Genomic DNA, 12129 nt, shown 5'->3' with positions numbered 1-12129 from the left:
CGATAGAAAAAATCTCATGCTGCTAGCCAATCGATCGTTTTTCCACTACAATAACGGTGGAGAAACTTGTGGAGGACTGATGAAACGATGGACGAACAAGCTCAAGCACTGCTGGATCGCCTCGTCCCGGAACTGGCTGATTTGCAAAAACGAGCCGCCCTCGCCTACTGGAAAGCGACGACGACTGGCGACAAACAATACGAACAACAGTACAGCGAATTGGAAAAACAGTATCGAGAAAAACTAGCAGACGAACAGCTGTTTGAACGGTTGAAAACGTTAAAAGACGGCGAAGTATCCGACCCTGTGATAGCCCGTCAAATAACTCTTCTGTACAACGAAGCGTTACCCAATCAGATTCCGAAAGAAGACATTGCCGAGTTAGTTCAGCGCACGGCTGAAATCGAAAGCACCTTTACCCGCTTTCGCGCAACGTATCAAGGCAAACCCATCAGTGACAACGAGATCCGGCAAATTCTAGAAACGGAAACGGATACATATAAACGGAAAGAAGCGTGGTACGCCAGCAAACAGATCGGCGAAAAAATTGTCGACAAACTGATCGAACTGGTCAAACACCGCAACGCCATTGCCCGCAAGCTCGGGTTTCGCGATTTCTTCCAAATGATGCTGACCGTACAGGAAACCGACGAAGGTGAACTGTTTTCCCTAATGGACGAACTAAAGCAAAAAACCGATCAGCCGTACGCTGACATCAAAGGAGAAATGGACAAAATTATCGCTTCCCGCTACAAAGACCTCCGCCCTGAAGGTTTGCGCCACTGGCATTACGTCGATCCTTTCTTCCAAGAGGCGCCTGACGTGTTCGACGTCGACTTGAACCGCATCTTTCAGGATAAAAAGCTGGAAGACATCGCCGCCGCCTTTTATAAAGCCATCGGTTTCGATGTAACCGATATCCTGGCTCGAAGCGATCTGTACGAACGGGATCAAAAACAGCAGCACGCCTTTTGCACTGATATTGACCGCGAAGGGGACGTGCGCATCGTATGTAATTTACAGCCGAACGAGAAGTGGATGAGCACTCTGTTGCACGAACTGGGGCACGCCGTTTACGACAAATATCACGACGAGACACTGCCTTATGTGTTGCGACAGCCGGCACACATCGCCTCCACCGAGTCCATCGCGATGATGATGGGCCGTCTCACGAAGAATGTGTCCTGGTTGACCCATTACGCCGGGATCGATGGAGAAACCGCTGAGAACATGAAGATCAACCTCACGAAACAAGCCGTTTTAGCCCAATTGATCCTTCTGCGCTGGTGCCTCGTCATGGTCTACTTCGAACGGGATTTGTACGCCAACCCCGACCAGGATTTGACGAAGAGGTGGTGGCATTACGTCGAGACGATCCAATTCGTCCCGTGTCCGGAAGCCCGTCATAAACCGGACTGGGCGTCGAAAATCCACTTTACGGTCGCCCCCGTCTACTACCAAAACTACCTGCTGGGCGAATTGATGGCGTCTCAAATCTGGACGACCATAGAAAAAACAGTCGGAAGTGGCGGAGACGACTTGGTCAAACACGAAGGTGTTGGACAATTTTTGAAAGAAAATATCTTCCGGCACGGCGCAAAATACCAGTGGAACGATCTGTTGGAAAAGGCGACCGGTGAAAAGTTAAATCCCGACCACCACGTCAACTATTTGGTCAGCACTGTGGAACAACTGGTCGAAACGAAAAAGAAAAAAGCCCCGAGAAAAAAGACGCCGACAAAAAAAGACACAAAAGAGTAGCAGACGGTCACGTACTTTCCCCCTAAACCCGAACGTTGCGGGTTTAGGTTTTTTCAATTTGAATGATTGACTCATTGGTCACATAGGTCTATAATAACTTTCATGCTTTTATAATGTAAAATCAGCGCACCTTAATTTTTATAGAAGGGTGACTGTCCGGCCAGTCACTTTTCCTTACGTCAATTGGAAGAAAGGGGAAATGCCCGTGCACGCGAAGAAAAAAAGCATTATAGAAACAGCTGTGAAGCTGTTCGCCAAAAAAGGAGTGGACGCAACGACGATACAAGAAATTGCGGACATCAGCGGCATTTCCAAAGGCTCCTTTTATTTGCACTTTCGTTCCAAAGAAGAGCTCGTCCTGTCGATATTTAAGCATTATACAGAACGCCTTGAACAGCACATGTTTTCTGTACAGGACGAAGGCGTAGGCCCTCGGGAAACATTTATCCGCCAGCTACAAAAGCAATTTGAAGAAATAATGCGGCAAAAAAATGTCGTCATCATCCAACTCAGAGAGCAATATCTCTACATGAACGACGACATTGAGCACTTTTTTAAACAAAAACGACTTGAACGCGAACAGTGGCTGCACAGCAGCTTTTTGGCTATGTACGGAGACCCGGTCTCTCCTTACTTAGCAGACGTATCGAATCTGTTCCAAGGGATCCACAAATCTTATATGAAATTAATGATTGTAAACGGAATTGACCTCCATGCTGGAAAGCTTTCTCGCTTTATCGTTAAGAGATTGGACGACATCGTGCACGGCATGATCAAGGACAACGAGACCCCGTTGCTAACAAAATCCATGTTCAACCCTGTTTTACAGGATAACCGTCGGATCATCCAACTGTTGCGCACGATGCAGAAAGAAGTGAACAAGCTCAATCTCGATGCAGACACGAGGGAAGAGTTGCTTGCCACACTCAACTTTTTGCTGAAAGAAGTCAGAAGCGACCGTACTGAAAGATACATTTTTAAAGGGATGCTGGCCAATTTCGACGGCATCGAGCCCCTGCAGCCATACCGGAAAGAGATTGCCGACATATTGGACCTTTAAAAAGAAAGAGGAGTGGATGTCATGGCGACAGAGATAATAAAGTCCAACGTACAAACGACGAACCAGATTACGGGACAACGCAAGTGGTGGGCTCTTGCCACGGTACTCCTTACAATGTTCTTCTCCTCGATGAACCAAACGGTCGTCTCTACTGCCATCCCGACCATCGTCGGAGAATTACAAGGGTTCTCGCTCTATGCGTGGTTGTTTAGCGCCTTTATGCTCACTTCCGCCGTCACGGTTCCCATTTACGGAAAATTGTCCGATGTGTACGGGCGAAAACCGTTTTACGTCTTCGGCCTTATCGTGTTTATGATCGGATCGGCAGCCTGCGGGCTAGCCCATTCGATGCTGGAATTAGTGCTGGCCAGAGGAGTACAAGGAATCGGAGCTGGAGCGATGATGAGTATGCCCCGGGCGACAATCGGTGATATTTTTAATCCGAAAGAACGCGGACGCTGGATGGGAGTGATCGGCGCCGTGTTTGGTCTGTCCAGCATTCTCGGCCCCGTCATTGGCGGGTGGATCACAGAAACGTTCTCCTGGCGTTGGGTGTTTTACATCAACCTGCCGTTCGGCATGCTCGCCTTAATCGGCGTCCTATTGGCCCTGCCCAAAGTGCGCGCCAAAGAGCAATCGAAGGTAGATTGGTTTGGCTCTCTTCTGCTCATCGCAGGTCTCGTCCCCGTTTTATTGGGATTCACTTGGGCCGGGACGAAATACACTTGGACGTCCCCGGTCATATGGGTGCTATTCGGGAGTGGTACAGCTGTCTTAGTTTTGTTCATCTGGTTTGAGCAGAAGGCGTCCGATCCCGTGATCACTCCCTCTCTGTTTAAAAACCGCATCTTTACCACATCGCTCGTTCTCGGCATTTTTGTCTCCATGGCGATGTTCGGCAGCATCATGTTCCTCCCGTTGTTCATCCAAGGCGTCATCGGGCTCAACGCTCAAAACAGCGGTTTGGTCATGTCACCGATGATGATCAGTTTTATCATCGGCAGTGTGGTTGCCGGGCAACTCATGACGAAGACAGGGAAATACCGCACCTTGTCCCACGTCAGTGCAGCATTCATCGTCCTCGGCTCTCTTTTGTTGATGAACATGGACGTTGAGACGCAATTTCCGACGGTCATCGTCAACATGGTCGTCCTCGGACTAGGAGTCGGTTCCCTCATGCCGCTGTTGAACATCGCGGTGCAAAACGCTTTCCCTTACCGGATGATGGGAACTGTGAATGCCACCCAGCAATTCGTCTCCTCCTTGGGCGGTGTCATTGCCTCCCCGATCTTCGGATCGATTCTCAACCGGGGATTCCAGAGCAGCTTGAACGTCACATTGCCCGACGAACTGAAAGATCTCTCTGGTGATTGGGCCCGGTTCGACCCACAAACTATGTTGACGCAACAAGCGCAGCAGGAAATGGCCGATCAGTTCGCCGCCTTCGGAGAAGCAGGACAAGAGATGTTCCAGCAACTGCTCTACGCCGTAAAAGCGTCCCTGACAGCCGGGATCAACCAGTTGTTTGAAGTTGGCCTCGTGTTCGCCGTACTGTGCTTAATCGGCACCTTTTTCCTGCCGGAACGCCCTCTGCAAGGAGATAAATATTACAACGAAAATGAGTAGAGAATGTAGAGTTTCTTCCTAAATTGCTGAAAGCAGCTTTGTCACCTATTTAAATGAAATTCTCGCTGACACAAACCCATTGAAAATCCGGAACCGTCAACCGGCTTCTAACAAAGAAAAGAAACATCTCAGCTATACAGCGGTCACATCTGCTTCGACGGCCCGTTTGAATTCCTGCTTAAGCCCGTTAAAGCTGTCCCTGATTTGCTCTTTCTTTACCTTACGTTCCGAATAATCGATCAACAGATCGAGTAACAGCGGATACCACGAAAGGCCTATGACTTGCTGCGTAAAGGCGTGGGCCGCAATCTCCCGTGTACTCTCCACAGGCTGTTTAAACATGACGGGCCCGACTTTACGCATAACGATTTTCGGAAGTTTGTCGTCCGTTCGGCCGAAACGGGTGTCTTCCAAATGGTGGAACCACTCATGGCACACGTGCAGGGCGATTAAATCTTCCTGCCGTATGTGAAATCCGCTCCTGAGGAAAAAATGGTCCATCTGTTCCAACGACGGGCGATACACGAGTATCGTGGCGGGTTTGCGAATGTACTGGGCTCTGATCAGTTTGTCCCCGTCCTTTTTTGGCTCATCGACAAAGGTCACCCTCGTGTCACTGCGCACAATATGCTCCATCAGCGGCGCCAGATCGCCGTTGTACTCATACTCCTTTCCTGCCTGCCTGCCAAATTCAACTGCCCCTTCAATGTAAGAGACAATTTGGTTCGGGCGGATACTCGGATACAACTCATCTTGTCTCAATTCCGAAAAAGCGAGCACTTCTGTGTCCAACACCGGCCAAACCCGTTCGATGGAAATGCGGTTCAACCTCATCAACGTCCTCGCCCCCATCTCGTCAACTTTACTAAGCCTTATGCCTTGAGCGGCTTGCCCTATTCGACAAATCTAGATTTGTTGCATGAATCCACGCCGTTCGAGAAAACTAACTAAAAATTCGAGAAAACCAATCGACAAATTGAGGTGAACCACCACGATGACGATTGAAAGTTTAAGCGTAGAAGAACTGTCCCGTGAGATGAAACGGAACAAAATGATCGCGATTCAAGAAGTGACGCATCATCGTCCGCGGCAGTGGCTGTTCCAAGGGGAACGTTTGACCCAACTGCGCGAACAATCCCCCGCCAACGCTGATTTTCCCGACGGGGCAGAAATATTTCTCGTCTGCCACGACAGCGATACGTGCCAGCAGTATGCGGAAAGGATAGCGAACAAAGGGTGGACAGTCCGTTATTTGGCTGGAGGGCATCTGGCATGGAACCAATTCTACCATCCAGTAGTTGTCGGCTTCGATGAACAGGTGAAAGTGTGGCAAATCCACCGCCTGTCGCGGGGATGCCTGTCGTATATGGTGACATCAGGCGATGAAGCGATGATCGTCGACCCCTCGTACCACATCGACTACTATTTGGGCTTGGCCCACGCCGAAAGTGTCGACATTTCATGTGTCGTAGACACAACCCTCCACCGCGATCACGTGTCAGGAGCGGCGAGACTTGCAGCTAAGACGGGGAGCCCGTACTATGTGCCGTCAGATGAACGATTTCAGGGCGAGAGCCATCCGTTGGAAGAACAGTCTACCCTGCCCCTCGGAGACACGCCGATCGACGTGATCGTGTTGCCTAACATAAACCGTCAGATGGATCTATCTGTCGGCCTGTTTTACGGAGACCGCTTCTTCTTGAGCGGCGACCACCCTATACGACACGAGGCATTCCGCCGGAGTGTCGAAGCTCATTCCCGCATGCGCGAAGCCTCAGAGGAAACGATCGTTCTTCCCGCCCACACCGAGGATATCGCCCTTGTCAATGAACACGGAATTGTAGGAGTCCTTCTCGGCGAACTGAAAAAAGATGCTCACTCTTTTCCGAAATCTGGAATATCCATAGACGTTCGTAAACCGGAGGCAGTGCAAGATGAAATCGTTAAAATCAATTTAACTCAAGAAAAAATCGACCTCGGAACAGCCAACGAGTTAGAAATGGGAATTTCCCGCTGACGCGCCAGACGGAGCTGACTATTTTTTAATATAGACGCTGTACAAATTGGGACGAAATGCCGATAATATTACATAATCGGTACGAAAGGGTGTTTTGACATGGAACCCATCCACCATCAGCCGATTTACTATCTAAACGCCCAAACGTCCCACCCGCGTAAAATCACGCGTACAGAATGGTCGCAGCAACCCGTTGCAGAATCGTTTCACACGTTATTGACGCAGCAAATGATGCAACATTCGGATTGGCGGCGTACAGAACACAGGCGGATGTACGAGATGTACGGCAACAGTTTACATGTAAACACTCACGGACCATTCGAGGAGTTAACAACGCGCCCATACGCGGCAAAAGGTACGAAACCGGTTGACGCTCAGCCGTTGAACGTGCAAGGTGACGCGAGGAAACCGCTTGACTTCGACGGGATTATCCGGCGAGCAAGTGAAGCGTTCGACGTAGACTTCGCGCTCATTAAAAGTGTCATCAAAAACGAGTCCTCCTTTAACCCGAATGCCGTCTCCCACGCAGGAGCACAAGGCCTGATGCAACTCATGCCGACGACCGCCCGTTCCCTTGGTGTTCAAAACCCATTTGACCCGATGGAAAACGTCTTTGCCGGAACTCGCTACTTGCGGCAAATGCTCGACCGTTACAACGGCAATACGGCATTGGCCCTCGCTGCGTACAACGCCGGACCGGGCAACGTCGACCGCTACAACGGGATTCCGCCTTTTGCCGAAACCCGTCACTACGTCGACCGCGTGTTAAAGGACCGTTTAGCATTGGCATAACGAAGTGCGCTTAATGGTGACACCCCCTTGCTTACAACGTAAACCTTTCAGCAAGGGGGTGTCGTCATTTCACAACAGAACGGGCACCAATCACATTCGGTCGTATTAACGGGCGTGAAACGCAACGCCGACACACGGTGCTTACCAGTGAGAACAACCAGTCTATAAAATGAATGTCCAGACGGACCGGCCACCCAGCAAGCCGAGGAAATCCCCGTCAAAAAACAGCAGCCCCCTTAGGGAGCTGCTGCATAGACTAATTGCTCAACCATTTCTTCAGTGAAAATTTCGTGGCTTCCCAGTTCATCGACGCGATAGTCGTCGTGAGTGGAATCCCTTTCGGACAAGACTGTACGCAGTTTTGCGAGTTACCGCATTCCTGCAGACCGCCTTCCCCAATCAGCGCTTCAATGCGCTCTTCTTTGTTCATCTCACCTGTCGGATGGAGATTTTTAACTCCACTTGTCCGACGATAAACGGCCCCATGAAATTCGATTTGCTGTTCACATTCGGACATGCTTCCAGGCAGACACCGCACGTCATGCACTTGGACAACTCGTACGCCCACTGCCGCTTCGTTTCGGCCATGCGCGGTCCCGGTCCCAAGTCATACGATCCGTCGATCGGTATCCACGCTTTCACCCGTTTCAGGGCGTCAAACATGCGGCTTCGATCGACGATGAGATCCCTCAACACTGGAAATGTGCGCATCGGTTCAATGCGTACCGGCTGTTCTAATTTGTCGATGAGAGCGGTACACGCCTGACGGGGACGTCCGTTGATCACCATGGAGCAGGCGCCGCACACTTCCTCCAGACAGTTCGCTTCCCAAGCGACCGGCGCCACCTTTTCCCCCTGTTTGTTGTAAGGGTTCCGCTGAATCTCCATCAGCGCACTGATGACGTTCATGTTCTCCCTGTACGGAATTTCAAACTCTTCTTTATAAGGTTCACTGTCCCGATCCTTTTGTCGGGTGATAATCAATTGGACCGTTTTACCCATTTGCTTTCGCCCCCTGTTTCGAAACGTCGTAGCGACGTTCTCGAGGTTTGATCAGCGACGTATCTACATCTTCGTACGTAAATTGGGGACCGTCTTCCGTGTGCATCGCAATCGTCGTCTTCAGCCATTCCTCATCGTTGCGCTCAGGAAACTCCGGCTTGTAGTGCGCCCCACGGCTTTCGTTGCGATTGAGAGCGCCGATGGTAATCACGCGGGCCAGGACGAGCATGTTCCACAACTGCCGCGTAAAAGTTGTTACCTGGTTGCTCCAGTTACCGGTATCGCTGATGCCGATACGCTTGTAACGCTCCATCAGTTCTAGTATTTTGTCGTCTGTTTCTTTCAATTTATCATTGTAGCGAACGACCGTCACGTTCTCCGTCATAATTTTGCCGAGCTCTTGATGGAGTTTATACGGGTTTTCGTCACCGTCCATCTTCGTTATGTTGTCGTACACTTCTTGCTGCCGTTTCAATTCCCGGTCAAAAATGCCCGAGTCCATGTCCAATGCGGACTTTTCCAGTCCGTTAATGTACTCGATCGCTTTCGGACCGGCGAGCATACCGCCGTAAATACAGGACAAAAGGGAGTTTGCGCCGAGGCGGTTTGCTCCGTGAATGGAGTAATCACACTCACCGCAGGCAAACAGCCCGGGAATGTTCGTCTTTTGATCGTAATCGACCCAGAGACCGCCCATGGAGTAGTGCACGCCCGGAAAGATCTTCATTGGAACTTTGCGCGGGTCTTCGCCCATGAACTTTTCGTATATTTCCAAGATCCCGCCGAGCTTTACATCCAACTCTTTTGGATCCATGTGAGACAGGTCGAGATAAACCATATTCTCCCCGTTAATCCCGAGTTTCATTTCCACGCACACTTTGAAAATAGCACGCGTCGCGATATCGCGCGGCACGAGGTTACCGTACTCCGGGTACCACTCTTCCAGGAAATACCATGGCTTGCCGTCTTTATACGTCCAGACGCGCCCCCCTTCCCCGCGCGCTGACTCGGACATGAGGCGCAGCTTGTCATCGCCAGGGATCGTGGTGGGATGCACTTGAATAAACTCGCCGTTTGCGTAACGGGCCCCCTGCTGATACACAGCGCTGGCCGCCGTTCCAGTATTTATCATCGAGTTCGTCGTCTTGCCGAAGATGATACTCGGTCCGCCAGTCGCCAGAATGACCGCATCTGCCCGGAACACCTTGAATTCCATGTTCCTCAAGTTTTGGGCTACGGCGCCGCGGCATACGCCTTCATCATCCAGGACGATACCGACAAATTCCCAGTGTTCATATTTGGTCACCCGCCCGGCAACTTCCCATCGCCGCACTTGTTCATCTAACGCGTAGAGGAGCTGCTGGCCGGTAGTGGCGCCGGCGTAAGCCGTGCGGTGGTGTTTCGTTCCGCCGAAGCGGCGGAAGTCCAGCAAACCTTCTGGGGTCCGGTTAAACATGACCCCCATCCGGTCCATCAAATGTATAATCGCGGGAGCCGCTTCACACATCGCCTTAACCGGTGGTTGGTTCGCGAGGAAGTCTCCTCCGTATACGGTGTCGTCAAAGTGTTCCCACGGCGAATCTCCTTCACCTTTTGTATTAACTGCACCGTTAATGCCGCCCTGTGCACATACAGAGTGGGATCTTTTAACCGGCACAATGGACAGCAAGTCTATATCCGCACCCGCTTCTGCAGCTTTCATTGCAGCAGACAAGCCGGCGAGCCCGCCTCCGACAATGACTATTTTCGCATTCAACTGAAATCCCCTTACCTTGTAGACAGCAATGTTAAACTCACTGACGCAAATTCCGGGTCGAGAAAACCGAAGATCGCGCGGATGCCGACATACGTCATCAAGACGAAGATGACTCCGCACACATACGTGGCGACGCGCTGCGCCCGCGGACCGACAGTAATGCCCCATGAAACGAGAAACGACCACAATCCGTTGCTAAAGTGGAAGACGGAAGCGATTAAACCGATCACGTACAGTACCATCCAAACAGGGTTAGAAAAAATTTCGTGCATGCGGGTGCCAAAGTGGATCGGCTCTAAGTTGCCGAAAAACACTTGCATGCGCGTTTGCCAAACGTGCCAGATGATGAAAATGAGCGTAATAACTCCTGTGATACGCTGTAACATAAACATGACGTTGCGGAAGGTCCCGTATTGCGAGACGTTGTTTTTCGCTTGGAAGGCAATGTAGAGCCCGTATATCCCGTGGAACAGTATCGGTATGTAAATGAACACGAACTCAATGGCGAGCAAAAACGGAAGGCTTTCCAAAAGTTCCACCTGTTTTAGAAAGGCTTCTTCGCCCATCGTCGAATAATAGTTCGTGATCAAATGTACAACTAAGAAAGCTCCAACGGGAATGACTCCCAGCAGGGAATGAAGCCTGCGGCTCACAAAACTTTTGCTCTCTGCCAACGTTCTGTCCTCCTTCAAGATATGAGAAACGTACGACTGCAACATGTTCATTAACATGTTCATTGTACTCCCAAGATTCTAGAGCGTCAAGGAACGCAAGCAAAAGGTCCACGACACAAAAAGAGTAACGTCTATCCGTTACTCTTTATAGTGGACTTTAGGCTCTATAAAATGCAGCATCAGCTTTCAACGGCTTCTCTACTCGCGTCTAAGGCAAAAGCAGTGTGTACCAACTGTACAGCTTCCTTTGCCTTGTCGAGGGAATGACGCACGAGATTTTAATTTCTGACGTTGAGACCATTTTAATGGGAATGCCGGCATCCGTTAGCGTTTTAAACATGGTCGCCGCAACGCCTGGATGCGTCACCATTCCGGCTCCGACGGCGGAGACCTTCGCCAGTCCCGATTCGACCAGGGCGCGCTCGTATCCCAGTTCATCCCGGCACTCTTCCAGCACACGAACAGCTTTTTCCGCTTCTGCCTCTTGAACGCTGAAGGAGACGTCCATTGTATCGGCGGCGTGTTCACTTTGTACGATAATGTCCACGTTAATGTTGGCTTGTGCCAATAAACTGAAGAGATCAGCCATTTTGTCAGACTCGTTCGGCAATCCCAACACTTTAATTCGCGCCACATCAAGGTCGTGGGCGACGCCGCGCACTTTCAGTTGCTGTTCCATTTCACACACTTCCTTTACTCGTGTTCCCGGTTCGTCCGTAAAGCTTGACCTTACGACGAGTTCGACTCCGAAATTTTTGGCACACTCTACTGCACGCGGGTGCAACACACCTGCGCCCAGGTTCGCCAGTTCCAACATCTCGTCGAACGAAATCTCATCCAGCTTCTGTGCAAACGGTACGATGCGGGGGTCCGCCGTAAACACCCCGGCCACATCCGTATAGATTTCGCAGTAGTCCGCTTCCAGCGCCGCTGCCAGTGCAACAGCTGTCGTATCCGATCCACCCCGCCCTAACGTTGTAATTTCCCGACGGGGGGACTGCCCCTGAAACCCAGCTACGACCAACACTTCACCAGCGTCCAAATACGGTCTCAACCTGTCAGTCTGAATGGACGTAATACGAGCTTTTCCGAACACTTCGTCTGTTTCAATGCCAGCCTGCCAACCGGTTAACGATCGTGTCGGAACATCTAATTCTTGCAGGGCGATCGTCAACAAAGAGATCGACACTTGCTCTCCGGTCGTCAGTAACATATCGACTTCGCGCTCTGGCGGGGAAGGAGACAGCTGTTTCGCCATTTCGATGAGTTCGTCGGTCGATTTCCCCATAGCAGAAACAACGACGACACATTGGTGCCCTTCGTTGCGCGTTCCTTTGACACGTTCGGCGACTTTGCGTATGCGTTCGATGCTCCCTACGGATGTACCTCCAAACTTTTGCACGACAATCCCCATAATAAACAAATAAACTCCTTTCCCGCA

At 50.8% G+C, this 12129-nt stretch carries 8 protein-coding genes and 2 pseudogenes; 5 read left to right on the top strand and 5 right to left on the bottom strand.

From position 1 onward, the window contains the following. Positions 1-87: 87 nt before the first annotated feature. The 3 genes from B0W44_RS04250 to B0W44_RS04240 all read left to right on the top strand — a co-directional run bounded on the left by B0W44_RS04250 (position 88) and on the right by B0W44_RS04240 (position 4447). Positions 88-1761, top strand: a complete 1674-nt coding sequence (locus B0W44_RS04250; RefSeq protein WP_077718918.1) for a M2 family metallopeptidase — start codon at positions 88-90, stop codon at positions 1759-1761. Between the two features lie 205 nt (positions 1762-1966). After that, the gene (locus tag B0W44_RS04245; protein WP_169835414.1) at positions 1967-2821 is read left to right on the top strand and encodes a TetR/AcrR family transcriptional regulator; all 855 of its coding nucleotides are present in this window, start codon (positions 1967-1969) and stop codon (positions 2819-2821) included. A 21-nt stretch (positions 2822-2842) separates the two neighbouring features. After that, a complete protein-coding gene (locus B0W44_RS04240) occupies positions 2843-4447 on the top strand; it encodes an MDR family MFS transporter (protein ID WP_077718916.1) in 1605 nt (534 codons plus the stop codon). A 132-nt stretch (positions 4448-4579) separates the two neighbouring features. On the opposite strand, the gene B0W44_RS04235 is transcribed toward B0W44_RS04240, so the two are convergent. Beyond that, positions 4580-5284 carry a hypothetical protein gene (locus tag B0W44_RS04235; protein ID WP_077718915.1) on the bottom strand — a complete coding sequence of 235 codons (705 nt, stop codon included), beginning with the start codon at positions 5282-5284 and terminating at the stop codon, positions 4580-4582. Between the two features lie 157 nt (positions 5285-5441). Here B0W44_RS04235 and B0W44_RS04230 point away from each other — a divergent pair, with 157 nt between their 5' ends. Both B0W44_RS04230 and B0W44_RS04225 read left to right on the top strand, forming a co-directional pair. Continuing rightward, positions 5442-6464 carry an MBL fold metallo-hydrolase gene (locus B0W44_RS04230; RefSeq protein WP_077718914.1) on the top strand — a complete coding sequence of 341 codons (1023 nt, stop codon included), beginning with the start codon at positions 5442-5444 and terminating at the stop codon, positions 6462-6464. 99 nt (positions 6465-6563) lie between these two features. Beyond that, positions 6564-7256 carry a lytic transglycosylase domain-containing protein gene (locus B0W44_RS04225; RefSeq protein ID WP_228441505.1) on the top strand — a complete coding sequence of 231 codons (693 nt, stop codon included), beginning with the start codon at positions 6564-6566 and terminating at the stop codon, positions 7254-7256. Positions 7257-7512: 256 nt separating this feature from the next. Here B0W44_RS04225 and sdhB read toward each other — a convergent pair. From sdhB to B0W44_RS04205, 4 genes and pseudogenes are all read right to left on the bottom strand, one after another. After that, positions 7513-8258, bottom strand: a pseudogene (sdhB, locus tag B0W44_RS04220) (succinate dehydrogenase iron-sulfur subunit). Then, positions 8251-9960 carry a succinate dehydrogenase flavoprotein subunit gene (gene sdhA / locus B0W44_RS04215; protein WP_237087448.1) on the bottom strand — a complete coding sequence of 570 codons (1710 nt, stop codon included), beginning with the start codon at positions 9958-9960 and terminating at the stop codon, positions 8251-8253. Before sdhA ends, sdhB begins: the two are co-directional and overlap by 8 nt. 65 nt (positions 9961-10025) lie before the next feature. Continuing rightward, positions 10026-10688: a succinate dehydrogenase cytochrome b558 subunit gene (locus B0W44_RS04210; protein WP_077721250.1), complete on the bottom strand. Its 663-nt coding sequence runs from the start codon at positions 10686-10688 to the stop codon at positions 10026-10028. Positions 10689-10867: 179 nt separating this feature from the next. Then, a pseudogene (locus B0W44_RS04205) lies at positions 10868-12102 on the bottom strand (aspartate kinase). Positions 12103-12129: the final 27 nt, after the last annotated feature.

It is taken from the genome of Novibacillus thermophilus, assembly GCF_002005165.1.
GTDB classification, from domain to species: Bacteria; Bacillota; Bacilli; order Thermoactinomycetales; family Novibacillaceae; genus Novibacillus; species Novibacillus thermophilus.
The sequence above is the reverse complement of the archived record's forward strand: the minus strand, read 5'-3'. Positions and strand labels throughout refer to the sequence as shown.